Source organism: Pseudaestuariivita atlantica (assembly GCF_001205715.1).
Lineage (GTDB): Bacteria > Pseudomonadota > Alphaproteobacteria > Rhodobacterales > Rhodobacteraceae > Pseudaestuariivita > Pseudaestuariivita atlantica.
Window position 1 is genome coordinate 357,677 of sequence record NZ_AQQZ01000003.1, and the last position, 23,869, is coordinate 381,545.

The window sequence follows — 23,869 nt, forward strand, 5'->3', positions numbered from 1 at the left end:
AGTAGAGGTGTAAATGACCAAACGGCAATCGTGTAGACGATTGTTTTGTATCACTTATTTTCACGGCATTGTGGAACAGCAGTCCGATTTGGGGTCCACAGGCCACCGCCCGCAAAGGAAAAAGGCCGGTCGTCCCGGCCTTTTCACGTCGGTCAACACGCAAGGCGTGGGCCGGTCGGATTTGGCAATCCCTCACCCACACTCCCGCCAAAGTTGCGCCTCAGCCTCCGCAAGCACCCAGCCTGTCGGCAAAGTCGCGCAAGAGCGATGGATAGAAACCGGGGCCCTGCGGGATATGCGCACCCAGCGGGTCAAGCTCGACGATCGTGTAGGGCACAGCACCCAGCGCCGTGTCGATCAGCCCGATGCGGAACCCCGGTTCGGCCAAAACGCAAACGGGCGTCTCCCCCTGCATCCGAGCCGAGACTTCGGCGATGCCGCGCGCGCCCGGATCGGCCCCGGCGGCATCGATCAGAGAGGAGTCGATCTCGAAATCGTAGTGCACTTCGAGGTACTGGTAGGCGTCGTGATACGCGACGATTTCCACGTCGCCCAAGCCCGCGATACGCTCGCCCAGCGCGGTCGAGGCCGCTTCGATCTTTGCCTGCACCTCGCGCGCATTGGCGCGGTAGCGGTCCGCGTTGGCGGGATCGAGCCCGGCGAGGGCCTCGGCAATGGCGGCGGACCACAGAACGGCGTTGTCGGGGTCGAGCCATGCATGAGGGTCGGCATCGCCTTCGGCATGCATGTCGTTGTCGTCCTCGCCGTGATCGTTTTCATCATGCGGATCCTCGTCAGCATGATCGTCTTCGTCGTGTCCGTGCGAAGACCGGAATTCCAGAAGCTCCACCCCCGGCACGCCGGACAGGGACAGGGACACCGCATCTCCGGCAAGCGCCTCCGCTGCCTTTTCGAACGCGGGCGACAGGCCAGAGCCGACCCAGACGACAAGGTCCGCCCGCGCGAGGTTTGCCGCCTGCGAGGGCCGCATCTGGTGGCCGTGCGGATCCTCGCCCGGCCCGATCACCAGACCGGGCGTGCCGACCCCGTCCATGACGGCCGCGACAAGGCCGTGAACGGGCAGGATGTCCGTTGCGACCCGAGGCGCCTCTGCCATCGCAGGCGACCCGAATGCCACGAGCAATGCGCCCAGTGTTACCGCTGTGCCTTTCATCTGACCCTCATGTTATGTTGTAACATAACGATGGTTGATAGACGTGACGTTATGACATATCAACCCCCAACCCGGAGGAAGGCGCATGGACCCGATCGGATTCGCTCAACATGACCACGATACGTGCATCGCTGACGGCGTGTCGGCGGCAGAGCAGCGGTGCCGCGACGAAGGCCTGCAACTGACGCCCGTGCGCCGCCGGGTGCTGGAATTGCTGCTGGCCGAACACCGCGCGCTGGGTGCCTACGACATCCTCGACGTCCTGCGCGAGGAAGGGATGGGATCGCAACCGCCGGTGGCCTACCGCGCGCTCGATTTCCTCGTGACGCACGGCTTTGCCCACCGGATCGAGGCGCTGAACGCCTTCACCGCCTGCAACACCCCGAACGAGGCGCACGTGCCCGCGTTCCTGATCTGCCGCGACTGCAACAGCGTGCTGGAGGCCAAGACATCCCTGCCGCCCGGCGCATTGGCGCGAACGGCGACGGCCACGGGGTTCCGGATCGACCGCACGGTGGTCGAGGCGCAGGGCCTCTGCCCCTCCTGCCAGGACCTTCCCGCATGAGCCTGATCGCCGCCCGCAACCTCAGCGTCACGCTGAACGGCCACCGCGTGCTGCACGACGTGTCGATGGAAGTGGGGCGCGGCGAGATCGTGACCGTGGTCGGCCCGAACGGGTCCGGCAAGTCCACCCTACTGCGCGCGCTGATCGGCGCGGTCGAGACAAGCGGCGGCGTCGTGATGCGCGACGCGGCCCTGCGCATCGGCTACGTCCCGCAGAAACTGCATATCGACCCCAGCCTGCCGCTGACGGCCGCGCGGTTCGTGGCGCTGTCGCCGGTCCGGCGCGGGCTTTCGGTTGGCGAGGCGCTCGACATGGCGGGTGCGGCGGGGCTTGAACGGCGGCAGATGGCCGACCTGTCCGGCGGCCAGTTCCAGCGCATCCTGATGGCGCGCGCGTTGCGGTCCGACCCGGATATCCTGATCCTCGACGAACCGACGCAGGGCCTCGACCAGCCTGGATCGGCCGCGTTTTACGAATTACTGGACGATCTGCGGCGCCGGCTGAATATAGGCGTGCTGATGGTCAGCCACGAATTGCACGTGGTCATGGCCGCATCGGACCGGGTGATCTGCCTCAATGGCCACGTCTGCTGTGCGGGCGCCCCGGCGCATGTGGCGACCGCCCCGGAGTACCGCGCGCTGTTCGGATCGGGCACGCGGGGGGCGCTGGCGCTTTACCGGCATGACCACGATCACGATCACGACCATCACCACCACGATCACGATCACGAACCGTCGGACGAGGCGGCGGGGTGAGCCTGTTCGACGACTTCCTGCTGCGCGCCACCCTCGCGGGCATCGGCGTTGCCATCGCCGCGGCCCCCGTGGGGTGTTTCGTGGTCTGGCGGCGCATGGCCTATTTCGGAGACGCCACGGCGCATGCCTCGCTGATGGGGGTCGCTTTGGCGCTTGCCACCGACCTGCCGGTCTTTGCCGGCGCGCTTGTCGCGTCCATCGCCATGGCCGGAGCCGTCGCCGCGCTGGCAGGCCGGCAGGTGCCCAGCGACACGCTGCTGGGTGTTCTGGCCCATTCGGCCCTTGCGCTTGGCCTCGTCGCCGCCGCGCTTGTGCCCGGTGTGCGCGTCGACCTTGCCGCCTACCTCTTCGGCGACATCCTTGCCGTGAACCAGTGGGACCTTGCGGTGATCTGGGGCGGGGCCGCGCTCATCTCCGCCCTGCTGGCATGGCGCTGGAACGCGTTGCTGACCATCACGCTCAATCCCGACCTCGCGCAGGCCGACGGGATCTCTCCTCCGCGTGACAGCCTTGCCCTGACGCTGGCGCTGGCCTGTCTCGTCGCGGTTGCGATCAAGGTGGTGGGCGTGCTGCTGATCGTGGCGCTGTTGCTGATCCCGGCGGCAGCCGCGCGCCCATTCGCCGCGACGCCCGAACGCATGGCGCTGATCGCGGCAGGGATCGGCGCGGCGTCGGCGGTGCTTGGGCTGCAATTATCGCTCGCGCTCGACACGCCGCCGGGGCCGTCGATCGTCTGCGTCGCCGCTGGCCTGTTCGTGGTATCTCGCAGCCTCCGTGCCCTCGCCCCTTGACGCCACATGGCCCGCGGCGGACGATCCGCGCCACCGCAGGGAGGGGTACATGACGGACCGCACGATTCTGGTGATCGGCACCTACGACACCAAGAACGACGAACTGGCCTACGTGGCAGAGCGCATCGCATCGCAGGGCGGCGGCGTCCTGTCGATGGATGTGAGCGTTCTGGGCGACCCGGAAGACCCCTGCGACATCTCCAAACACGATGTGGCCCGCGCCGCGGGCAGCACCATCGAAGAGGCCATCGCGGCGGGGGACGAGAACCACGCGATGCAGATCATGGCGCGCGGCGCGGTCGCACTTGCCACCGAATTGCAGCGCGCGGGCCGGATGCACGGGGTCCTGATCCTTGGCGGCAGCATGGGCACCGACCTTGCGCTCGACGTCTGCCAGGCCTTGCCGCTGGGCGTGCCGAAATACGTTGTGTCGACGGTCGCGTTTTCCCCCATCATCCCGGCCGACCGCCTGTCGCCCGACATCCAGATGATCCTGTGGGCGGGCGGGCTGTATGGCCTGAACGCGATCTGCAAATCGTCGCTGTCGCAGGCCGCGGGCGCGGTGCTGGGCGCCGCGCGGGCGGTGGAGGCACCGGCGGCGGAACGCCCCGTCGTCGGAATGACGTCGCTCGGATCATCCTGCCTGCGCTACATGAAATTCCTCAAACCGGCGCTGGAAGACCGCGGGTTCGAGGTCGCGATCTTTCACGCCACCGGCATGGGCGGGATGGCCTTCGAACGGATCGCGCGGGCGGGCGGGTTCGCCTGCGTGATGGATTTCGCGCTGCCCGAACTGGGCAACCTGATGGCCGGGTCCGTGGTCAATGCCGGGCAGGACCGGCTGACCAATGCGGGCCGCGCCGGCATCCCGCAGATCGTCGCCCCCGGTTGCCTCGACCTGATCGACTTCGCGGGCTGGCAGGACGTGCCCGAGGCCTATGCCGACCGCCCCTTCCACGCCCATAACCGCCTGATCAAAAGCTCGGCCCTGTCCCCCGACGAGCGGCGGGAGACCGCGCGGGAGATCGCCCGCCGCCTCTCCCCCGCCACCGCGCCGGTGCACGTGCTGATGCCGCTTGGCGGGGTGGAGGAATGGGACAAGCCCGGAGAGCCCGCGCACGACCCCGAGGGCCTCGCCGCCTTTACCAACGAGATGCGCCGCGCCATGCAGCCGCCCCTCGCCTTCAGCGAGGTCGACGCGCATATCAACCACGCCGCCTTTGCCGATGCCGCGCTGGCCGTCTTCGACGCATGGGTCGCGGATGGCACGGTATCCACCAACGTGAAAGCAGACGCATGACCCTTGTCGCCAACTGGTCCTATCCCACCGCGATCCGGTTCGGGGCCGGACGGATCGCCGAACTGCCCGCCGCCTGTGCCGAGACCGGGATGAAACGCCCCCTGCTTGTCACCGATCGCGGGCTGGCCAACCAGGCGATCACGCAAGCCGCGCTTGACCACCTTGAACAGGCGGGGCTGGGACGCGCGCTGTTCGCCGAGGTCGATCCCAACCCGACCGAGGCAAACCTTTCTGCCGGGATCGAGGCCTACCGCGCGGGCGGCCATGACGGCGTCGTGGCGTTCGGCGGGGGATCGGGGCTCGACCTTGGCAAGCTGATCGCCTTCATGGCCGGGCAGACGCGCCCGGTCTGGGATTTCGAGGATATCGGCGACTGGTGGACGCGCGCGGATGCCGGGGCCATCGCGCCCATCGTCGCGGTTCCCACGACCGCCGGGACAGGGTCCGAAGTCGGGCGCGCAAGCGTTCTGACCAATGCGGAGAGCGCCGAGAAGAAGATCATCTTCCACCCCCGCATCCTGCCCCGCGTCGTGATCTGCGATCCCGAACTGACCGTCGGCCTGCCCCCGGCGCTGACGGCGGGCACGGGCCTTGATGCCTTCGCGCACTGCGTGGAGGCCTTCTCTTCCCCGCATTACCACCCGATGAGCCAGGGCATCGCGGTCGAAGGGATGCGGCTGGTGATCGAGAACCTGCCCCGCGCCTACGCGAACCCAAGTGACCTGGAAGCGCGCGGCCACATGATGAGCGCGGCGATGATGGGCGCGACGGCCTTCCAGAAGGGGCTGGGCGCGATCCACGCGCTCAGCCACCCGGTCGGGGCACAGCACCACACCCATCACGGGACGACGAACGCCATCTGCATGCCCGCCGTCCTGCGCCTGAACGCCCCGGCGATCCAAGAGCGGTTCGACGCGGTCACCGGATACCTTGGCATCGAGGGCGGGTTCGATGGGTTCCGCGCCTTCGTCGACCGGTTCAACGCCGATCTGGGGATCCCGGAACGGCTTGGCGCGCTTGGCGTGACCGATCCGGACCTCGACAGGCTGGTAGACAGCGCGCTGCGCGATCCAAGCTGCGGCGGCAACCCCGTGACCCTGACCAAGGAGAACGTCCGCGCCCTGTTCGAAGCGGTGTTGTGACACCCGCCCGTCCGGGCGTGTTTCCGGCAGGTCTCACCGATCCTCGATGGTCAGGGTGACCCGGTCGCCCGCGAAATAGGTCCGTCCATACTCCACCGGGCGCGTCTTGGCATCGACGTTGAGACTGGTCGACCGCAGAAGCGGCGCCCCTTCGGTAACCTGCAGATGCAGCGCCTGCGTGGCGTCCGCCCGCACAGCCGTCAGCCGGGTCGAGGCGCGGGTGTAATCGGCAACGCCCGCGCGTGAAAGCGCCTCGGTCACGCTGCTTGTCTCTTGCAGCGCCGCGTCGATTCCGGCGAGCCGGTCGAGCGGGAAGAGGCTTTGAAACAGGGCGATCGGCTGGCCGTCGGCCAGCGACAGCCCGTGATAGGCGCAGACGGGCGCGCCCGTCCCGATCCCCAGCGCAGAGGCTTCGCCCTGCGTCGCCACCCGCCTTTCGATCTGCAGGACACGTTTTTCCGGCTGCCGCCCGGCGGCGAGAAGGTTTTCGTGGAACCGGACCCGGCGGTTGATCGGGTATTCGGTCGGCCGGGCCGCCACGAACGCGCCCGACCCGCGACGGGTGCGCACCAGCCCTTCCTCGACCAGGTGTGCCATGGCGTGACGCACCGTGTGCCGGTTGACGCCGAAACGCTCGGCCAGCGCGGCCTCGGTCGGCAACCTGTCGCCGGGCATGTACCGCCCTTCGGACAGGTCGATGCGCAGGGCCGTGGCGATGGCCTGCCAGACCGGCGTCCGGCGCGGTTTGCTCGTGTCTTTCATGGATCCGAAATTCCGGGGTGTTCGCGGGCGGTGGGTCTGCTAGAATATGTATAGTTGTATAGTAATGCGCGAAGTTGTCGAGATGGAAGATCACACGTCGGCACGCCAGGGCTGGATGGGACTTCTGGCGAAGGCTCCCGAAGGCCGCATTGCCGAGCTTCTGGATGCACGGGGGGACCGGCCCGGCCATGACTGGCTGCGCGCACCGGAGATCGGCAGCGTCATGGTGCGGGGCCGCACCGGCGGGACCGGCGCGCCGTTCAACCTTGGCGAGATGACGGTGACGCGCTGTACCCTGAAACTCGCCAGTGGCGAGGTCGGCCACGGCTACGTGCAGGGGCGGCGCAAGGCCTGTGCGACCGCTGCTGCGCTGGTCGACGCCCTGATGCAGACCGAGTGCGCCGATGCGATCCGCCGCGCGGTGCTGGTCCCGCTGGACGAGGAACAGGCCGCCCGGCGCGCGACCCGCGCCTCCAAGGCCGCCGCGACGAAAGTGGATTTCTTCACGATGGTTCGGGGGGAGGATTGATGATCGCCGATGCCCTTGCCGGTGGTTTCGCCGATCCCGCCATCGACGCCGCGCATGCCTTTCGTGCGGTGATGGACGCCATGGCCCGCCCCGGCACGATCCGGCCCGTCGCGGGCGCGGAGCCTCCCGCGCCATTGTCGCCCGCCGCCGGGGCCGTCCTGCTAACGCTGTGCGATACCGATACGCCGCTGCACCTTGCAGGCAGTCTCGATGACGCCGACGTCCGGGCGTGGATCGCGTTCCACATCGGCGCGCCTATCGTCGGGTCGGACACCTGCACCTTTGCCTGCGGAAGCTGGGCGGACCTTGTTCCGCTGTCACGCTACTCCACTGGCACACCAGAATACCCCGACCGGTCCGCGACCCTGATCGTGGAGGTGCCGGAGTTGACCAATGACGGTGCAGTTCTGATGGGACCGGGCATCCGGGACCGCGCGCACCTGTCCCTGCCCGAAAAAGATGCCTTCCGCGCCAATGCGCGGGCCTATCCGCTGGGGCTCGATTTCATCTTCACCAGCGGCACGCGGATCGCCGCCCTGCCCCGATCGACGGAGGTGCTGTGAATGTACGTTGCGGTGAAGGGCGGCGAGCAGGCGATCGGGAACGCCCATGCGTGGCTGGCCGAGGAACGCCGCGGCGATCCAGCGGTCGCCGAACTGGGCATCGCGCAAATCCGCGAACAACTGGCGCAGGCGGTGAACCGGGTGATGGCGGAAGGATCGCTGTATGATCCCGACCTCGCCGCGCTGGCGATCAAGCAGGCGCGGGGCGACCTGATCGAGGCGATCTTCCTTTTGCGCGCCTATCGCACGACCCTGCCGCGGTTCGGCGCGTCGCGGCCCGTGGACACGGCCGACATGGCCTGCGACCGCCGCATCTCGGCCACGTTCAAGGACGTGCCCGGCGGGCAGGTTCTGGGCCCGACCTTTGACTACACGCACCGTTTGCTCGACTTCAAACTGGCCGCCGAGGGCGAGGTGCCGCCCGCCCCCGAACGCGATCCGGCCACCGGCCCGGTGCCGCATGTCACCGGGTTCCTGAACCGCGAGGGGCTGATCGAGGAGGAACCGGGGGTCGATACCATCCCGCCCGACCTGACGCGCGAGCCGCTGGAGATGCCCGCCGGTCGCCCGCTGCGGCTGCAATCGCTTTCGCGCGCGGATGAGGGGTTCGTGCTGTCGATGGCCTATTCGACCCAGCGCGGATACGCCCGCAACCACGCCTTTGTCGGCGAATTGCGGATCGGGGCGGTTGCGGTCGAGATGGACGTGCCCGAACTGGGCTTCGCCATCGAGATCGGCGAGATCACCCTGACCGAATGCGAGACCGTCAACCAGTTCACCGGGTCGAAATCGGAACCGCCGCAATTCACGCGCGGCTACGGGCTGGTCTTTGGCCAGACGGAGCGCAAGGCCATTTCCATGGCGCTGGTGGACCGCGCGCTGCGCTGGGAGGAGTTGGGCGAGGATTTCGAAGGCGCTCCGGCTCAGGATGCGGAATTCGTGCTGTCCCATGCCGACAACATTCAGGCCACGGGGTTCCTCGAACATATCAAGCTGCCGCATTACGTCGATTTCCAGGCCGAGCTGGAACTGGTGCGCAAGCTGCGCCGCGAGGCGGAGGAGGTGCGCTCATCCGCCCTGATGGGCGGCCTCGCCAGCCATGACGGGCAGGAGGCGGCGGAATGAGCGGTTGCATGCGACAGGAGCCAGACGGGGCTCGGGCGGACTACAACTTTGCCTATCTCGACGAGCAGACCAAGCGGATGATCCGCCGCGCGATCCTGAAGGGGCTGGCCATTCCCGGCTACCAGGTGCCCTTTGCCAGCCGCGAGATGCCGATGCCTTATGGCTGGGGAACGGGCGGGGTGCAGGTTTCGGCGGCGGTGATGGTGCCGGAAGACCGGTTCAAGGTGATCGACCAGGGCGCGGACGACACCACCAACGCGGTGTCGATCCGCGCCTTTTTCGAACGCACGGCGGGTGTTGCCACCACGACGCGCACGCGCGAGGCCAGCGTGATCCAGACCCGCCACCGGATCCCCGAGGAGCCGCTGAGGGAGGGGCAGATCCTTGTCTACCAGGTGCCGATCCCGGAACCCTTGCGGTTCCTCGAACCGCGGGAGAGCGAGACGCGGAAGCTGCATGCCCTGGAAGATTACGGGTTGATGCATGTGAAGCTCTACGAGGACATCGCGCGGCACGGGCATATCGCCACCGCCTATGACTACCCGGTCAGGGTCGAGGCGCGGTACGTGATGGACCCCTCCCCGATCCCCAAGTTCGACACTCCCAAGCTGGCGGATTGCCCCGCGATCCAGCTGTTCGGCGCCGGTCGGGAGCAGCGCATTCATGCGCTGCCGCCCTACACCCGCGTGGTTCCGCTGGATTTCGAGGATCATCCCTTCGAGGCGTCGAAGCCCGATCATCCCTGCGGCCTGTGCGGGGCGACGGACAGTTACCTCGACGAGGTGATCGTCGACGATGCGGGCGGGCGGATATTCGTCTGTTCCGACACCGATCATTGCGAGGCACGCCGCGATTCCGGACATGTCGGGGAGGACACGGCATGAGCGCGCACGCGGAGATGACGCCGCTTCTGTCGGTGCGCGGGGTCTCGAAGCGGTACGGCGCGCAGATCGGCTGCGCCGACATGTCCTTCGATCTTTACCCTGGCGAGGTCATGGGCATCGTCGGGGAGTCCGGGTCGGGCAAGTCGACGCTTCTGGCATGCCTTGCAGGTCACCTGCGACCCGATACCGGGTCGGTCCTGTTCGACACCCGCGCGGACGGGTTGCGCGACACGGTTCGGATGTCCGAGCCCGAGCGCCGCATGATGAGCCGCACCGATTGGGCCTTCGTGCACCAGAACCCGCGCGACGGGTTGCGGATGGCGGTGAGCGCGGGCGGGAATGTCGGCGAGCGGCTGATGGCGGTGGGCGCCCGGAATTACGGCGATATCCGGCGCAGCGCGGTCGACTGGCTGGACCGGGTGGAGATCGACACCGGCCGGATCGACGACCGGCCGTCGACCTTTTCCGGCGGCATGCAGCAGCGGTTGCAGATCGCGCGCAACCTTGTCACCGGGCCACGGCTTGTCTTCATGGACGAACCGACGGGCGGGCTCGACGTGAGCGTGCAGGCGCGGCTTCTGGACCTGTTGCGGGGCCTCGTGCGCGACATGGGCCTGTCGGCGATCATCGTGACCCATGACCTTGCCGTGGTGCGGCTGCTGGCCGACCGGCTGATGGTGATGAAATCGGGGTGCGTGGTGGAGGCGGGGCTGACCGACCAGGTGCTCGACGATCCGCAGCACGCCTATACGCAGTTGCTGGTCTCAAGCGTTTTGCAGGTTTGAAGCGGGCGCACCGGGGGCGCTGCCCCCGGACCCCCGACATATTTGGGAAGAGAAGAAGACAGATCCGATGATCGAGTTGAGAGATGTGCGCAAGACATTCACCCTGCACAACCAGGGCGCGGCGGTCATCGACGTGCTGGACAGGGTAACGCTGTCGGTGGCGCGTGGTGAATGCGTGGCGCTGACCGGCGCGTCGGGGGCGGGGAAATCCACGCTGATGCGGCTGATCTACGGGAATTACAAGGCGCAAGGTGGCCGGATCGAGGTTGGCGGGGTGGACCTTGTGACCGCGATGCCGAGGGAGGTGATCCGGGTCCGGCGCGAGGTGCTTGGACACGTGAGCCAGTTCCTGCGGGTGGTGCCGCGCGTGCCGACGCTGGACGTGGTGGCCGATCCGCTGTTGCTGGCGGGGGCCGCGCCTGAAGAGGCGCGGGAGGCGGCGGCGGGACTGCTGGAGCGGGTCAATATTCCGCGCGCCCTGTGGTCATTGTCGCCCACGACCTTTTCGGGCGGGGAACAGCAGCGGGTGAACATCGCGCGGGGGTTCGTGCATCCCTATCCGGCGCTGTTGCTGGATGAGCCGACGGCGAGCCTCGACCCCGCGAACCGGGAGGTCGTTCTGGCACTGATCGAGGAGGCGAAGGCGCGCGGCGCGGCCATCGTCGGTATTTTCCACGACGCGGCGGCGCGGGCGCGGGTCTGCGACCGCGAGGTCGATGTCAGCCGGTTCGCGCCCGGAGCGGCGGCATGAGGACGGGGCGGCTGATCGCCGTGGTGGGGCCTTCGGGCGTCGGCAAGGACAGCGTGATCGCGGGGCTGGCGGCTGCCGATCCGCCGCTTCGGGTCGTGCGCCGCACGATCACCCGCGCGCCGGGTCTTGGCGGAGAGGCGTATGACGCGGTCACCCCCGAGGCGTTCGACGCGATGGCGGCGCGGGGCGCGTTCTGCCTGCATTGGGGTGCGCACGGGTTGCGCTACGGCCTGCCCGCCGCAACGGTTGACGACGTGCGCGCCGGGGCGACGTGCCTCGCCAACCTGTCGCGCGGGGCGCTGAAAGAGGCGGCGGATGTCTTTCCCGCGGTCACCGTGCTGAACCTGACCGCCTCGCCGGACACGCTCGCCAAGCGACTGGCGGCGCGGGGGCGGGAGGAGACCGGCGATATCGCCGCCCGGCTCGCGCGGTCGGGCGCGGACCTGCCGGACGGGATCGACGTCATCACGCTTGCCAATGACGGCCCGCTTGAGGACACCATTGCGCGTGCGAGGGCGGCCCTTGCCGCCCGCCCTTCGGAATGCGAGTTGCCGACGTGAGACCTGACACCGCGATTGCCGACCTTGCGGACAACGCCCCCGTGGCCAGCCTGTGCCTTGCCAATGCACGGCTTGTTCTGGCGGACGCTGTCGTGCACGGATCGGTCCGGATCGAGAGTGGCGTGATATCAGAGATCCTGGCGGGCGCGCATGTGCCCGAGGGTGCGGTGGATTGCGAAGGCGACCACCTGATCCCCGGCCTGATCGAGTTGCATACCGACAACCTCGAACGGCATATCGAGCCACGCCCCGAGGTGGACTGGCCGCACCTGCCTGCGCTGCTGGCGCATGACGGGGAGCTTGCCTCGACCGGGATCACCACGGTGTTCGACGCAATGCGCGTGGGGTCGATCCAGCACAGCACGACGCGGTACGGCGCCTATGCGCGGCAGCTGGCGAACGAATTGCTGGCGGCGCGGGCGGCGGGCGTGCTGAAAATCAGCCATTTCCTGCACCTGCGGGCGGAAATCTGTTCGGAAACCCTGCTGGAGGAGATGGAGGATTTCGGGGCGGAGGACCGTGTCGGCATCGTCAGCCTGATGGATCACACGCCGGGCCAGCGCCAGTTCCGCGACATGGGCGCGATGAAAACCTACCTGACCAAGAAGCGGTCGATGACGGATGCGGATTTCGAGGCGCACGTGGCGCACCTGCGCGGCTTGCAGGACCGTCACGGCGTGGCGCACGAGGCCGGCGCGGTGAGGGAGGCGCAACGATACGGCGCCGTGCTGGCGAGCCATGACGACACGACGGCGGCACAGGTCGCGACATCGCACGCGAACGGTGTCGGGTTCGCCGAATTCCCGACCACGGTCGAGGCGGCAGAGGCCTGCCATGCGCGCGGTATCGCGGTGATGATGGGCGCGCCCAACATCATCCGCGGCGCGTCACATTCGGGCAACGTGTCGGCCGCCGACCTGGCGCGCGCGGGGCGGCTCGACATCATCTCGTCGGATTACGTGCCATCGGCGCTTTTGCTGTCGGCCTTCCGGCTGGCGGAGATCTGGGGCGACCTGCCGCGCGCGATTGCCTGCGTCACCTCGAACCCCGCCCGCGCGGTGCGGCTGGGGGACCGTGGCAGCCTGCGTCCCGGCCTGCGGGGTGACGTCGTCCGGGTGCGCCACGTCGCGGGCACGCCGGTCGTGCGCGGGGTCTGGAGCCGGGGCGCGCGGGTCGCCTGATCCGCGTCAGACCAGTTCGGCGTCCGTCATGATTTCGACGAGCGCAGGGCCGGTCGCGCCCAGCGCCTCGCGCAAGGCGGCTTCAAGGTCGGCACTGTCGGTCACCTTGTGCCCCTGCCCGCCGCAGAGCCGCGCGAAGGCGGCGAAGGACGGGTTGACGAGGTCCGTTTCCCACACCGGCCACTCGCCCGAGCGCTGCTCTTTCGAGATCTTGCCAAGCTCGCCGTTGTGCAACAGCACGTGGGTGATGTTCATGCCGTATTTCACGGCGGTCGTGAAATCCATCGGGTACTGGCCGAACCCGCCGTCGCCCGAGATCGACACGACCTTGCGGCCCTTCAGCGCCGCCTTGTCCTGTGTCGCGGCCCAGGCGCCGATCGCCGCCGGGAAGCCGTAGCCGATGGAGCCCAGGTAGCCCGACATCAGCACCCGCTGGGTGCCCTTGGTTTCAAGGTAGCGCCCGAAGGAGTAGGTGTTGTTGCCGACGTCCACGGCAAAGATCGTGTCGTCGGGCACCAGCTGCCCCAGTAGGTCGAAGATCGCGAAGGAATGGATGCCGCGCCCGGCCTCTTCGGCGAGGCGACGGTGCTTTTCGCGCCGCCAGATCGCCCAGCGTTCGGCCATCTCGGCCTCTTGGTCAACCGCATTGGGGTTGCGCGCGATCCGGGCGGAGGCCGCGTTGCAGAAGGCCCCGATTTCTCCCCAAATGGGCAGGTCGACGGGGTGGAACTTGCCCAGTTGCATCCGGTCGTAATCGACCTGGATGATCTTTTCGTGGCTGGCGATCCCGGTGTGGTTGGAAAACGACGCGCCGAGGACGAGGATCACGTCGGCCTCGTTCATGAACCAGCTGGCAATCGGCGTGCCCGACCGGCCCAGAACGCCGCCGCCAAGCGGATGGGAATCGGGGACCAGCCCCTTGGCCTTGAACGTGGTGAGCACCGGCGCGCCGATCTTTTCGGCCAGCGCGATAATGGCGTCGCGCGCGCCATAGGCGCCGTGGCCGACGATCACCACCGGGCGGCGCGCGCCGTTCAACATGTCGACCGCGGCGTCGATATCGGCGGCGGCGGGGGTCACGTCGGTCCGGCCCATGCGTCCCTTGGGCCGAGCCGCCTCCTGCGACGAGGGCAGCGTCTGCGCGTCATCGGGGAAGACGAGGTGCGCGACGTTCTGTTCGACCAGCGCCGTCTTGCAGGCAAGCGACATCAACTCGGCATGGTTGGAACTCGACAGCACGGGCTGGGAAAAGGCCGACACGGCGGCGAAGGCGGACCCGAGGTCGATGTCCTGGAACGCGCCGGGGCCGAAGACCTGCGTCTGCACCTGCCCGGTCAGGGCCAGCACCGGCGCGCGGTCGACCTTGGCGTCCCACATGCCGGTCAAAAGGTTCGTCGCCCCCGGCCCCGCGATGGTGAGGCAGGCGGCGGGTTCACCCGTCAGCTTGCCATAGGCGGAGGCGGCAAAGCCCGCGACGCCTTCGTGCCGGATGCCGTAATAGCGCAGCCTGCCATCGACGACCGAGCGGCGGATCGCGTCCGAAAGGCCAAGGTTGGAATGGCCCACCATCCCGAAGACCGATTGCACGCCCCAGTTCGCCATCGTCTCGACCATGACATCGGTGGTCGTGCGGGTGTGCGGCGGTTCGGGTTCGAGCCCGACGAAGATCTCGCCATCGCGGATGTCGAGCGGGAAGAGCTTTTGCCCGGTATCCTCGTGCCCGCCCGGAGGCGCGCCGGTCAGCGGGTCGAAATCCCAGCCGTGCCACGGGCAGCGCAGCCAGCATTTGCCCTCCACCCCCTTCTCGATCGACCCTTCTCCCAACGGGCCGCGCTGGTGCGGGCAGTGGTTGTCCATCGCCGTCCACTGACCGTCGAAATGCACAAGGCAAATGGAGGTGGTACGCGCCGTGACCGTCTTGACCCGGCCTTCGGGCAGGTCGTCCACGTGACCCACGGATATCCAGTCGAGCGTGTCGTCAGTCATCTTTGTCCTCCTCGGGCGCGGGGGGCGGATTGAACCGGTCCACGACGCGCTGCACGAGCGTCAGGACAAGGAAGCCGCCGCAGACCCAGATCAAGAGTTCGAAGGGCGCGAAGGGTGTGCCCCGCAACCAGCGGGCCAGAAGGCCCCCGCCCGGACGCAATTCCGCGATCCCGAACAGGCCCGAACGCGGCCAGAGGTCGAGAAACCAGAACCGCGACAGGTAGACCAGCACGACCGCCAGCGCGGTCACCGCCAGAAGGATCGCCGCCCGCTTCATCCGTCCACCAGCGCAATGGTGGGCGTGTCGAGCCGCAGGACAAGCACGTCACCGCGACGTTCCAGGTCCCCTTCAAGCGTGACGAACTGGCCGACGAAATCATAGGCCTCTTTCGGCAGCCGCGTCCCGTCCGGCCCGGTGATGAGCATGAAATCCTGCCCTTCGACCGGTTGCGTCGTGACGAAGACGGGGGGAACGTCGCCGATGATGCACAGGTTCGCGCAGGCCTTGTGGGCAAGGCCCCGTCCGGGGCGCATGGCACCGTAGAGGCACTTGCCGTCGCAGATTTCCCCGGCCAGGCGCCAGCGGCCCAGCGGCTCGGTCTGCATCGCCGGCGCTTCGCCTTCCGCCGCCTGGATGCCGCGCCGACCGCCGCGCAGCTGGATCATGTCGATGGTGCCGCGTTCCAGAACGACGCCCGAGACCTGCGCCAGCTTGCCCTCCAGTCCCATCGCGCGCATGTCGACGCCGCTTTTGCCCGCCGCCGTCATCATCAGCGTCTTGCCGGGCGGGATCAGGTCATTGCCCTCGGTCACGCGCAGCAGCGGATAGGGCGTGAGTTCCACGACACCCGTCACCGTCTGCCGCCCGTAATCGAACCGGAACGCCGCGTCCTGCGGGGCGTCCTGCGTGCCGCCGATCAGCAGGGCCGCCGCTGCGAAAAGCGCCACCAGCGCGACCGACACCAGCGCCACGAACCCGCCAAGCCCGCGGGGCAACGGCAGGTAGCCGACGAAGAACGGTGTCTCCTTGCGGCTCATGCGGGCACCTCCACGGGATCGACCGGCGTACCGGGCGGGTTCGCCTCGACCTGCACCTGCACGCGGTTGCCGGAAAGGCGCAGCGTGTAAGTCGGGACCATCTCGGTGAAAGGCGCGGGCGAGCGGCCGGTGCGCACGTCATACTGGAACCCGTGCCAAGGACAGGTCACGAGGCAGTCGATGATCCGCCCCTCGCCCAGCGGGCCGTTCTGGTGCGCGCAGGCGTTGGAAATCGCGCTCAGCTTGCCTTCATGGCGGAAGACGGCCACGCGCTCCCCGTTCGGCAGGACCTTGATGTGGGCGCGTCCCTCCTCGATCTTGCGGGCATCGCAGATGTCGACCCACCCGCCTTCTTCGGTGCCAAGCCGATCGCCGTTGCGGTCCTCGTGCCACGCGGCCCAGGCATGCAACCCCGCCACGCTGAGCGCGCCGCCGATGAAGATCACGGTGAAGGTGTGGTTCTGCTGGTCCTGCATGATGCCCAGCGCCACGTGCGCCACCACGGCGACATAGGCGAAGTAGATCAGGGCATGCAGAGCCTTCCAGACCGGCGGCGTCAGGAACTTCAGCCAGAAATCGTGGCTCGTGACCGCGAGGATGACAAGGCAGACCAGGGCGAAGATGCCGAACGCCTCGAACGGGAAGCCTGCCAGCTGGCCGTAGCTGGTATTGGCGAACAGGAGTGCGGCGTACTTGTCGGAACTGGAAAAGGCGAAATACCAGTTGAGGATGTATCCGGCGTGAGTGATCGCGACGAAGGTCGTCATCACGCCGAAATGCCGCCGGTTGTACAGCAGCGGCAGGAACCGCCGGTCGATCCGCGCAAGGGGACCGATCCACAGGATCACCGTCAGCATCAGGAAGGCGCAGGCCCCGAAGGCGCGGGCATTGTGCACCTGCGGGTTGATCGGGTTCTCGTGGCTCAGAAGCTCGGGCGTGACGTACAGAAACAGGTAGAGAAACGCGACCACGGCGGCCAGCATGATCCCGTCATAGACCCATTTCGACCGGTTCCACTGGACGGGCACATACTTGACGCTCATTGGCTGTCCTCCGCCGGAGGAGAGAGACGTTCGGGCGCGATGTGATCCGGCCAGCTTTGCCGGACGGCAAGGCCCGCAACGATCACCGCGACGATGGCGATGGGCATGGCATAGGCGAAAATTCGGTGCCGGTGACGACGCGGGCGGTGGCGGTGGGCCCAGTGATCGCGGCCCGAGGCAAGGCAGTACCACCGCCACAGGACCAGCGGCCAGATAACGACGATACCGGGGACAAGGAGCGGGCGAAAGACGAATGCGCCGTCGGCATCCTCGTCAATCCGGTCGATGCCGTAGCCGAGGAACACCACCGCAACGATCCCGCCGATCACGCCCCACCACGTGACGGCGGTCAGGATGGCCTCGGCCGTGGTCATGTTACGCCGCCATAGGCAACGCCCGACAGGTCCGCCATGTCACGCTTCCAGGTGGTCAGGTCGTCGCGGTTGAACTTGGACAGGTGGTCGTGCCCGCAGGCGCGCGCCATCACCTGCATCAGTTCCACGCTGGCACCAAAGAAGTTCTCCAGCCGCTTCGCCGATTTCTCGACCACGAGGCGGCTGACGAGGTGCGGTTTCTGCGTGGCGATCCCTACGGGGCAGTTGTTGGTGTGGCAGGCGCGCATGGCAAGGCAGCCGATCGCCTGCATCGCCGCGTTCGACACCGCGACCGCGTCCGCGCCCAGCGCCAGCGCCTTGATGAAATCGGCGGGCTTGCGCAGGCCGCCGGTGATGACCAGCGACACGTCGCCCCGGCCGCTGTCGTCCAGGTGCCGCCGTGCCCGCGCCAGCGCCGGGATCGTCGGGACCGAGATGTTGTCGCGGAAGATGATCGGCGCGGCGCCGGTGCCGCCCCCCCGGCCATCGAGGATGATGTAGTCGACCCCGACTTCGAGCGCCGCGTCGATGTCGCGTTCGATATGCTGCGCCGACAGCTTGTAACCGATGGGGATGCCGCCCGTGCGGTCGCGGACCTCGTCGGCGAACGCCCTGATTTGGGAGGGGTCCGTCCAGTCCGGGAAGCGGGAGGGAGAGATCGCGTCCTCGCCCTCTTCCAGTCCGCGCACCTCGGCGATCTTGCCCTTCACCTTCTCCCCCGGCAGGTGCCCGCCGGTGCCCGTCTTGGCGCCCTGCCCGCCCTTGAAGTGGAAGGCCTGCACCCGGTCGAGCTTGTCCCAGCCGAACCCGAACCGGCCCGAGGCGAGTTCGTAGAAATAGCGGGAATTGGCGGCCTGTTCCTCCGGCAGCATGCCGCCCTCGCCCGAACAGATGCCGGTGCCCGCACGCTCGGCCCCCATGGCCAGCGCGATCTTGGCCGGTTCGGACAGCGCGCCGAAACTCATGTCGGACACGAAAAGCGGGATCTTCAGGTGCAGCGGTTTCTGCGCGTTCGGGCCGATCACCACGTCGGTCCCGACCTCGGCATCGTCCAGCAGGGGCGGGGTGGCAAGTTGTGCCGTCAGAAGCTGCAGATCGTCCCAGTCGGGCAATTGGTGGCGCGGCACGCCCATGCTTTCGACCACGCCGTGATGGCCGGTGCGTTTCAGGCCGCTGCGCGCATAGCCCTGGATCAGCCCGTTATAGGGCTCTTCCTCGGTCCCGTGGCTGGTATCGGCGTACAGGCCCAGATAGGCGTCGCGGTTGAACGGTTGCGGGTTGTCATGGGCCCACGCATTGATCTCGTCCGCGTCGACACAGATATCGTCGCCCTCGATCCACGAGGTGAACTTGGGCAAGGCCTCGTCATTGGCGTATTCCGACACGCCGGAATCGAGCCGGTAATCCCAGTCATGCACGCCGCAGATCAGGTTCTTGCCGCGCACGAACCCGTCGGCCATCAGCGCGCCGCGATGCAGGCAGCGGCCATAGAAGACCGACACCTCGTCATCGAAGCGGACGATGACAAGGTCGACTTCGCCGACGATGGCGTATTGCGGCTGGCGGTCGGCCAGGTCGCTGAATTTGTGCAAAGGGTGCTTTTTCATGGCGGGCTCACGGTCCTGAACTGTGTCCAGCGCCGCGGACAGCAGGCCAAACTCACGCCTCACCATGCGATGCCGGTCCGCATCGGCCAAGTAACATTTATAACATGGGACGTGATTCCGCCTGCGGGCGTCAGGCTGACCGTGACTTGGGCAGGTCGAGGTGGAAGGTCACGCGGCCCCGCCCGGCATCCTTGGATGCGTACAGCGCGGTATCGGCATCGCCCAGAAGGGCGTCGACCGTCGGCGCGATGTAATCGACGCTCCGCACGACGCCGCCGCTGGCCGAGATGGCGGCATTCTTGCCCGCGAAGGGGATGGGCTCGCGGATACGCTCGATCAGGCGCGCCGCGACCTCGTCGAGGCGGGACCGGTTCACGAGACCGGGAAAGACAAGGATGAATTCGTCGCCGCCAACCCGCGCGACGATATCGTCACCGCGGGTTTCCTCGCGCATTATGGCGGCCACCGTCTGCAGCACGTGATCGCCCGCGGCGTGGCCCAGCGTGTCGTTGACCTGCTTGAAGAAGTCGAGGTCAAGCTGCATCAGCGCAAAATCCTGCCGTCCTTCCAGAAGGTGACCCAGCAGGTGATCGAAGGCGCGGCGGTTCTTCAGGCCGGTCAGCGTGTCGCTGTAGGCCTGCTCTTCCACCCGCAGCATCGCGTCCTGCAGGCGTTCGTTCAGAAGGCGCGACGCTTCCATCGCCGCCGATTTCGCCTCCACCAGGTACAGCATCTCGATCGTCAGGTCGGTGGGTGCGAAATCGGCGCTGCTGAGCGTGAAGTCCCGCACCGCGTCGAGGATCGAGATGCCGAAGGACATGTCGACCAGCGCACCGGAGCCGAGGGGGTGCGGCGCAAGGACCGCCTTGACCCGCGTATGCGGCGGCGTCCTGAGCCGCAGGTGCAGTTTCTGTCCCGCCGTCTGCAGCAACTGCGCGATCGTGCGCACCTTGCGCGGTCGTTCCAGTTCGAAAACCTGCGTGAATTCGCGCCCGACCAGCCCGCCACTAAGCACCTTGCACAGGGTCGGACCGGCATGAACGATCCGGCCTCCCGCATCCAGATGCAGGTGCATGGGGCACAGCATATCAAGCGCTTCGGCAAGCGGAGCGACCTGCACCGTCATGGCACCACCGCAAGATCGAATTGTCGCCCGCGCGCGAAGGCGCGTTCGAGAAGCTTGATCGAGATCTGCTCGGCCCCGTCGATCGGGCCGTCATGTTCCAGAAGGGCGAGCACGCCGTAATCGTCTGCCATGGCACGCAGGATACCGACAAAGACATGCCCGGCCCCGTCGAACGGACTGCGACAGATCAGGACGAATTCGCCTTCATCCCGGTCGCAAAGCTCCAGTTGCGGCAGGTCGATATCCGGCACGGCAAGGCGCGCGCGGTCGGGCAGGTCGTCGAGCGAATACAGGAACTCCTCGAACGTGACGCCGCCGAACCGCAGCAGGCGTCGCAGGTTTTCGACATTGGGATGTGAGACGAGGTAGGTGCCAAGGTCTTCCAGCACCTCCTCGCGCGGCTTGGACAGGACCCGCGCCATCGTGTTCACCACCGCATCCGTGATCGGGTCGTCATAGGTCAGCATCGCCTCGAACTCGACCACGCCGGCACCGCTGCGGCGCAGGACGTCGTTCCAGACATCGGTTCCGTAGGCGTCCCGGCAGAAACTCTGGACGGCCGTGTTGATCAATCCGTGCATGCCACGCTCTCCTCGCGGCGGAGAGTGCGCCGGGCAGTGTTAAGAACTCGCCAACAGATCAAATTGCTCGGAAATGCCGCGTCAATCGGCGCCACTCACGGACTTGACCGCCTGGAAGGCGCGGATGCCCCACAGACCGGCCTCGCGCCCGTAGCCGGATGCGCCGCGCCCGCCGAACGGCGCACCCGCGACACGGCTTTGCCCGCCCGCCTGCACCATGCCCACGCGAAGCGCCCGAGACACGCGCGCGGCGCGGTCCGGATCGGCGGTCTGCACGTATCCGGCAAGGCCGTAAGGCCCGGCATTTGCGAGGGAAACCGCCTCTTCCTCGGTGTCGAACGGCGTGATCGACAGGACCGGGCCGAACACCTCTGTCTGGAACAGGTCCATGTCGGGCGTGACATCGGCAAAGACCGTCGCGCGCGGGAACCATCCGCCGGTATTGCCCGGCGCACGTCCCGGCCCGCCCGCGACGCAGCGCGCGCCCTCGGCAAGGGCGCGGTCGATGCAGCGCTGCACGTGGTTGAACTGCACCTCCGAGACCAGCGGCCCGAAATGGTCGCCCGGTTGCGACGGGTCGGCAAAGACCGCCGCTTCGGCTTCCGCCGCCGCCAAAGCAACCGCGTCTTCATAAACGGAACGCTCCACCAGCATGCGCGAGGCCGCGTTGCAGGACTGGCCCGAATTGCGGAAGCAATGCGCCACGCCCTGCGTCACGGCCAGCGGCAGATCGCAGTCGGCAAAGAGGATGTTCGGGGATTTCCCGCCCAGTTCCAGAAGGACGGGGCGCAACCGCGCGCCCGCTTCGGCCGCGATGTGCTGTCCCACCGACGTGGAGCCGGTGAAGGAGATCACGTCGACGCCCTTCGCCGCGACCAGCGCCTCCCCGGTCGCGCCATCGCCCATCAACACCTGCGCGGCCCCGTCGGGCAGGGCTTCGTGCAGGGCCTCGGCCAGAAGGCAGGCGCTGAATGGTGCAAGCTCGGACGGTTTTATAACGGCGGCACAACCCGCGGCGAGTGCGCCGCCCAGTTTCAGCGCGGCCTGGTTCAGGGGCCAGTTCCAAGGCGTGATCAGCGCCGCGACCCCCAGCGGTTCATGGCGGATCCAGTGCCCCGGCGCGGCCACCTCCCGATCCGGCGCTTGCGCAAGCGCGGCATGCGTTGCCTGCAAATGCGCTATGGCCGCCACGACCTGCTTGTCGCGGGCAAAGTCGATGGGCGATCCCATCTCGGCACTGATCGCGCGGGCAAACGCCTCTTTCCGCGCCTCGATCGCCGCGATCAGCCGCGCGATGCGTTCCAGACGCGGCGCGCGCGGCAGGTCGGGATCGGTGGTGTCAAACACCGCGCGCGCCCGCGCGACAGCACCTGCCACGTCGGCGGGTTCCGCCACCGGCACCCACCCCGCCGCCCTCCCGGTCGCGGGGTCGACCCGCGTCACCGTCGCACGGCGCGACCATCCCTCTGCATCGGGCCAGAGGTTGGGAAGGTCGGGTCTGTCGGTCAGCGGCAAGCGTGTCATGGGACCTGCGATCATCGGAGGCCCCAAGAACGGCCAACGGCGCGCGGAGTCAATCCGTGCGGTGCGCAGGGCGCACCGGCATACCGCCGCGGGTGGCCGGATCAGAAATCGGTCGGCGCGCCGCCCTCAGCCTTGCGCCGCGCGACGAAGGCTTCCAGCTCTTCGCGGATGGCGGCGTCCATCGGGGGTGCCTCGAACGCGCCGATGATCTCCTTGAACATGTGATGCGCGCGCTCGGCGGTCCAGATACCGCCCGCCACCTCCCAAGCTTCGAAATTCTTCCAGTCCGACAGGAACGGCTGGTAGAAGGCCGTGGTATAGCGGTCCTGCGTGTGCTGGATGCCGAAGAAATGGCCGTTGTGACCGACCTCGGCAATCGCATCCAGCGCGAGGTCGTCCTCCTCCGTCCGCGTCAGCGCGGGGTCGAGGTAGCGCTGGATGTGCTGCAACACCTCGCAATCCATGATGAATTTCTCAGGGGACGCGATCAGGCCGCCCTCCAGCCAGCCGGCGGCGTGGTAGACCATGTTGGTCTGCGATTGCAGCGCCGCCCACAGGCTGTTCGACGTCTCCCACATCGCCTGCCCGTCTGGAACGTTGGCCGCGCAGACGCCCGAGGACCGCATCGGCAACCCGTAGAACCGCGCCATCTGCCCGGTCATCTGGGTCGCCCGCATGTATTCCGGGGTGCCAAAGGCCGGTGCGCCCGATTTCATGTCCACGTTCGAGGTGAAGGTGCCGATCACGCAAGGCGCGCCGGGGCGCACGTACTGGAACAGCGCGATGGCTGCCAGGCCCTCGGCCAGCGACTGCGCCACCGCCCCCGGCATCGTGACGGGCGCCATCGCACCGGCAAGCGTGAAGGGCGTGACCACCACCGCCTGACCGCGCCGGATACAGCGCAGGCAGCCGTCGATCATCGGCTGGTCGTGCTTGAGCGGAGAGGTCGAGTTGATGTTGGTATACATCCGCGGCGTGGCTTCAAAGTCTTCATGGCTCAGCCCGCCCGCGATGCGCACCATCTCCATCACGTCCTCGACCCGCTCCTTGCCCAGCGAATAGGCGTGCATCACCTTGTCGGTCAGCGTCAGCTTGTCATAGACGACGTCGAGGTGGCGGATGCTGGCATGGATATCCACCGGCTCGACCGGGTAGCCGCCCGCGAAGTGGATGCAGTTGAAATACTGCGTCAGCTTCAGAAGGTTAGCGCATTGTTCGCGCGTGCCAGAGACCTTCTTGCCGATCTCGAGGTCGAAATAGTTGGGCGGCGAGGACACGTTGCCGAAGGTCAGGTGCCGCCCGCCGATCGTGATCTGGCGGTCGGGGTTGCGCGGCGTCAGCGTGAATTCGGACGGCGCCTTGGCGATCATCTCCATCACCCAGTCGCGCCCCATCCGAACGATGCCGTCATCGCTCACGGAACAGCCCGCCTCGCGGAAGATCTCCAGCGCCTCCTCGTTCAGGAAGACGATTCCGATGTCTTCAAGGATGCGCATGGCCGCGTCGTGCATCGCCTCGACGCTTTCGGGCGACAGCGGCTCGACCGGCGGATCGATCATGACCGGCGGGTTCCACGGCATCTGTTCGATCACGACACCACCCCGGCGGGCGGAATTTCCGGCGCGGCCACCGCTGCGGCGGCGGCGCGGGGCGGGCTCGGTCTGGGCGGCGTCGGTCATGGCGGGCTCCGGCGGTGTTGGGAACGCTTGGCCCCAGTGTGGAA

25 protein-coding genes are annotated in these 23,869 nt (G+C 67.5%); 13 read left to right on the forward strand and 12 right to left on the reverse strand.

The window, feature by feature from the left end; genetic code table 11:
* Positions 1–220 precede the first annotated feature (220 nt).
* Entirely contained in the window at positions 221–1,174 is a 954-nt protein-coding gene (locus tag ATO11_RS08340) for a zinc ABC transporter substrate-binding protein (protein WP_050530374.1), read from the reverse strand.
* Between the two features lie 85 nt (positions 1,175–1,259).
* On the opposite strand from ATO11_RS08340, the gene ATO11_RS08345 reads away from it, so the two are divergent.
* Genes ATO11_RS08345 through ATO11_RS08365 form a run of 5 tightly spaced genes read left to right on the forward strand, consistent with a single transcriptional unit; the run spans position 1,260 to position 5,727 of the window.
* Positions 1,260–1,739, forward strand: a complete 480-nt coding sequence (locus ATO11_RS08345) for a Fur family transcriptional regulator (RefSeq protein ID WP_050530375.1) — start codon at positions 1,260–1,262, stop codon at positions 1,737–1,739.
* On the forward strand, positions 1,736–2,494 hold the full coding sequence (locus ATO11_RS08350; RefSeq protein ID WP_050530376.1) for a metal ABC transporter ATP-binding protein: 759 nt from the start codon (positions 1,736–1,738) through the stop codon (positions 2,492–2,494). Before ATO11_RS08345 ends, ATO11_RS08350 begins: the two co-directional genes overlap by 4 nt.
* 2 nt (positions 2,495–2,496) lie before the next feature.
* A complete protein-coding gene (locus tag ATO11_RS08355) occupies positions 2,497–3,285 on the forward strand; it encodes an iron chelate uptake ABC transporter family permease subunit (protein WP_050530609.1) in 789 nt (262 codons plus the stop codon).
* Between the two features lie 49 nt (positions 3,286–3,334).
* Positions 3,335–4,585: a Tm-1-like ATP-binding domain-containing protein gene (locus ATO11_RS08360; protein ID WP_050530610.1), complete on the forward strand. Its 1,251-nt coding sequence runs from the start codon at positions 3,335–3,337 to the stop codon at positions 4,583–4,585.
* Positions 4,582–5,727 (forward strand): iron-containing alcohol dehydrogenase, encoded by a 1,146-nt coding sequence (locus ATO11_RS08365; RefSeq protein ID WP_050530377.1) that lies wholly within the window; start codon positions 4,582–4,584, stop codon positions 5,725–5,727. Before ATO11_RS08360 ends, ATO11_RS08365 begins: the two co-directional genes overlap by 4 nt.
* 33 nt (positions 5,728–5,760) lie before the next feature.
* Here the strand turns inward: ATO11_RS08365 and phnF are convergent, their stop codons facing one another.
* Positions 5,761–6,489, reverse strand: coding sequence for a phosphonate metabolism transcriptional regulator PhnF (gene phnF, locus ATO11_RS08370; RefSeq protein WP_050530378.1), 729 nt, complete (start codon positions 6,487–6,489; stop codon positions 5,761–5,763).
* 64 nt (positions 6,490–6,553) lie between these two features.
* On the opposite strand from phnF, the gene phnG reads away from it, so the two are divergent.
* From phnG to ATO11_RS08410, 8 genes are all read left to right on the forward strand, one after another.
* Entirely contained in the window at positions 6,554–7,018 is a 465-nt protein-coding gene (gene phnG / locus ATO11_RS08375) for a phosphonate C-P lyase system protein PhnG (protein WP_242601387.1), read from the forward strand.
* Complete coding sequence (phnH, locus tag ATO11_RS08380; protein WP_050530379.1) at positions 7,018–7,581, forward strand: phosphonate C-P lyase system protein PhnH; 564 nt, start codon at positions 7,018–7,020, stop codon at positions 7,579–7,581. The genes phnG and phnH overlap by 1 nt, the downstream gene beginning before the upstream one ends.
* Positions 7,582–8,706, forward strand: a complete 1,125-nt coding sequence (locus ATO11_RS08385; RefSeq protein ID WP_050530380.1) for a carbon-phosphorus lyase complex subunit — start codon at positions 7,582–7,584, stop codon at positions 8,704–8,706.
* A gap of 8 nt (positions 8,707–8,714) precedes the next feature.
* Positions 8,715–9,590 (forward strand): alpha-D-ribose 1-methylphosphonate 5-phosphate C-P-lyase PhnJ, encoded by an 876-nt coding sequence (locus ATO11_RS08390; protein WP_050530381.1) that lies wholly within the window; start codon positions 8,715–8,717, stop codon positions 9,588–9,590.
* Between the two features lie 14 nt (positions 9,591–9,604).
* Positions 9,605–10,375 (forward strand): phosphonate C-P lyase system protein PhnK, encoded by a 771-nt coding sequence (phnK, locus tag ATO11_RS08395; protein ID WP_050530612.1) that lies wholly within the window; start codon positions 9,605–9,607, stop codon positions 10,373–10,375.
* Positions 10,376–10,442: 67 nt separating this feature from the next.
* Positions 10,443–11,126, forward strand: coding sequence for a phosphonate C-P lyase system protein PhnL (gene phnL / locus ATO11_RS08400; protein WP_050530382.1), 684 nt, complete (start codon positions 10,443–10,445; stop codon positions 11,124–11,126).
* Complete coding sequence (gene phnN, locus ATO11_RS08405; RefSeq protein ID WP_050530383.1) at positions 11,123–11,686, forward strand: phosphonate metabolism protein/1,5-bisphosphokinase (PRPP-forming) PhnN; 564 nt, start codon at positions 11,123–11,125, stop codon at positions 11,684–11,686. Before phnL ends, phnN begins: the two co-directional genes overlap by 4 nt.
* Positions 11,683–12,867: an alpha-D-ribose 1-methylphosphonate 5-triphosphate diphosphatase gene (locus ATO11_RS08410; RefSeq protein ID WP_242601388.1), complete on the forward strand. Its 1,185-nt coding sequence runs from the start codon at positions 11,683–11,685 to the stop codon at positions 12,865–12,867. The genes phnN and ATO11_RS08410 overlap by 4 nt, the downstream gene beginning before the upstream one ends.
* Positions 12,868–12,873: 6 nt before the next feature.
* Here ATO11_RS08410 and ATO11_RS08415 read toward each other — a convergent pair whose 3' ends face one another.
* From ATO11_RS08415 to ATO11_RS08460, 10 genes are all read right to left on the reverse strand, one after another.
* Positions 12,874–14,853 carry a thiamine pyrophosphate-dependent enzyme gene (locus ATO11_RS08415; protein WP_050530384.1) on the reverse strand — a complete coding sequence of 660 codons (1,980 nt, stop codon included), beginning with the start codon at positions 14,851–14,853 and terminating at the stop codon, positions 12,874–12,876.
* A complete protein-coding gene (locus ATO11_RS08420; RefSeq protein ID WP_050530385.1) occupies positions 14,846–15,130 on the reverse strand; it encodes a hypothetical protein in 285 nt (94 codons plus the stop codon). The genes ATO11_RS08415 and ATO11_RS08420 overlap by 8 nt, the downstream gene beginning before the upstream one ends.
* Positions 15,127–15,891, reverse strand: coding sequence for a hypothetical protein (locus ATO11_RS08425; RefSeq protein WP_050530386.1), 765 nt, complete (start codon positions 15,889–15,891; stop codon positions 15,127–15,129). The genes ATO11_RS08420 and ATO11_RS08425 overlap by 4 nt, the downstream gene beginning before the upstream one ends.
* Entirely contained in the window at positions 15,888–16,934 is a 1,047-nt protein-coding gene (locus ATO11_RS08430) for a Rieske 2Fe-2S domain-containing protein (RefSeq protein WP_050530387.1), read from the reverse strand. The genes ATO11_RS08425 and ATO11_RS08430 overlap by 4 nt, the downstream gene beginning before the upstream one ends.
* Positions 16,931–17,308: a hypothetical protein gene (locus ATO11_RS08435; protein ID WP_050530388.1), complete on the reverse strand. Its 378-nt coding sequence runs from the start codon at positions 17,306–17,308 to the stop codon at positions 16,931–16,933. Before ATO11_RS08435 ends, ATO11_RS08430 begins: the two co-directional genes overlap by 4 nt.
* On the reverse strand, positions 17,305–18,915 hold the full coding sequence (locus ATO11_RS08440) for a glutamate synthase-related protein (RefSeq protein ID WP_050530614.1): 1,611 nt from the start codon (positions 18,913–18,915) through the stop codon (positions 17,305–17,307). Before ATO11_RS08440 ends, ATO11_RS08435 begins: the two co-directional genes overlap by 4 nt.
* Before the next feature lie 130 nt (positions 18,916–19,045).
* The gene (locus ATO11_RS08445) at positions 19,046–20,041 is read right to left on the reverse strand and encodes a GGDEF domain-containing protein (protein WP_050530389.1); all 996 of its coding nucleotides are present in this window, start codon (positions 20,039–20,041) and stop codon (positions 19,046–19,048) included.
* The gene (locus ATO11_RS08450) at positions 20,038–20,622 is read right to left on the reverse strand and encodes a heme NO-binding domain-containing protein (RefSeq protein ID WP_050530390.1); all 585 of its coding nucleotides are present in this window, start codon (positions 20,620–20,622) and stop codon (positions 20,038–20,040) included. The genes ATO11_RS08445 and ATO11_RS08450 overlap by 4 nt, the downstream gene beginning before the upstream one ends.
* Before the next feature lie 81 nt (positions 20,623–20,703).
* On the reverse strand, positions 20,704–22,146 hold the full coding sequence (locus ATO11_RS08455; protein WP_082176239.1) for an aldehyde dehydrogenase family protein: 1,443 nt from the start codon (positions 22,144–22,146) through the stop codon (positions 20,704–20,706).
* A gap of 101 nt (positions 22,147–22,247) precedes the next feature.
* Positions 22,248–23,825: a trimethylamine methyltransferase family protein gene (locus ATO11_RS08460; protein WP_050530391.1), complete on the reverse strand. Its 1,578-nt coding sequence runs from the start codon at positions 23,823–23,825 to the stop codon at positions 22,248–22,250.
* Between the last annotated feature and the right edge of the window lie 44 nt (positions 23,826–23,869).

Coding starts and splice junctions, on each gene's coding strand:
- ATO11_RS08340 (WP_050530374.1), bottom strand. CDS start 1,174: ATGAAAGGCACAGCGGTAACACTGGGCGCATTGCTCGTGGCATTCGGG.
- ATO11_RS08345 (WP_050530375.1), top strand. CDS start 1,260: ATGGACCCGATCGGATTCGCTCAACATGACCACGATACGTGCATCGCT.
- ATO11_RS08350 (WP_050530376.1), top strand. CDS start 1,736: ATGAGCCTGATCGCCGCCCGCAACCTCAGCGTCACGCTGAACGGCCAC.
- ATO11_RS08360 (WP_050530610.1), top strand. CDS start 3,335: ATGACGGACCGCACGATTCTGGTGATCGGCACCTACGACACCAAGAAC.
- ATO11_RS08365 (WP_050530377.1), top strand. CDS start 4,582: ATGACCCTTGTCGCCAACTGGTCCTATCCCACCGCGATCCGGTTCGGG.
- phnF (WP_050530378.1), bottom strand. CDS start 6,489: ATGAAAGACACGAGCAAACCGCGCCGGACGCCGGTCTGGCAGGCCATC.
- phnG (WP_242601387.1), top strand. CDS start 6,554: ATGCGCGAAGTTGTCGAGATGGAAGATCACACGTCGGCACGCCAGGGC.
- phnH (WP_050530379.1), top strand. CDS start 7,018: ATGATCGCCGATGCCCTTGCCGGTGGTTTCGCCGATCCCGCCATCGAC.
- ATO11_RS08385 (WP_050530380.1), top strand. CDS start 7,582: ATGTACGTTGCGGTGAAGGGCGGCGAGCAGGCGATCGGGAACGCCCAT.
- ATO11_RS08390 (WP_050530381.1), top strand. CDS start 8,715: ATGCGACAGGAGCCAGACGGGGCTCGGGCGGACTACAACTTTGCCTAT.
- phnK (WP_050530612.1), top strand. CDS start 9,605: ATGACGCCGCTTCTGTCGGTGCGCGGGGTCTCGAAGCGGTACGGCGCG.
- phnL (WP_050530382.1), top strand. CDS start 10,443: ATGATCGAGTTGAGAGATGTGCGCAAGACATTCACCCTGCACAACCAG.
- phnN (WP_050530383.1), top strand. CDS start 11,123: ATGAGGACGGGGCGGCTGATCGCCGTGGTGGGGCCTTCGGGCGTCGGC.
- ATO11_RS08415 (WP_050530384.1), bottom strand. CDS start 14,853: ATGACTGACGACACGCTCGACTGGATATCCGTGGGTCACGTGGACGAC.
- ATO11_RS08420 (WP_050530385.1), bottom strand. CDS start 15,130: ATGAAGCGGGCGGCGATCCTTCTGGCGGTGACCGCGCTGGCGGTCGTG.
- ATO11_RS08425 (WP_050530386.1), bottom strand. CDS start 15,891: ATGAGCCGCAAGGAGACACCGTTCTTCGTCGGCTACCTGCCGTTGCCC.
- ATO11_RS08430 (WP_050530387.1), bottom strand. CDS start 16,934: ATGAGCGTCAAGTATGTGCCCGTCCAGTGGAACCGGTCGAAATGGGTC.
- ATO11_RS08435 (WP_050530388.1), bottom strand. CDS start 17,308: ATGACCACGGCCGAGGCCATCCTGACCGCCGTCACGTGGTGGGGCGTG.
- ATO11_RS08440 (WP_050530614.1), bottom strand. CDS start 18,915: ATGAAAAAGCACCCTTTGCACAAATTCAGCGACCTGGCCGACCGCCAG.
- ATO11_RS08445 (WP_050530389.1), bottom strand. CDS start 20,041: ATGACGGTGCAGGTCGCTCCGCTTGCCGAAGCGCTTGATATGCTGTGC.
- ATO11_RS08450 (WP_050530390.1), bottom strand. CDS start 20,622: ATGCACGGATTGATCAACACGGCCGTCCAGAGTTTCTGCCGGGACGCC.
- ATO11_RS08455 (WP_082176239.1), bottom strand. CDS start 22,146: ATGACACGCTTGCCGCTGACCGACAGACCCGACCTTCCCAACCTCTGG.
- ATO11_RS08460 (WP_050530391.1), bottom strand. CDS start 23,825: ATGACCGACGCCGCCCAGACCGAGCCCGCCCCGCGCCGCCGCCGCAGC.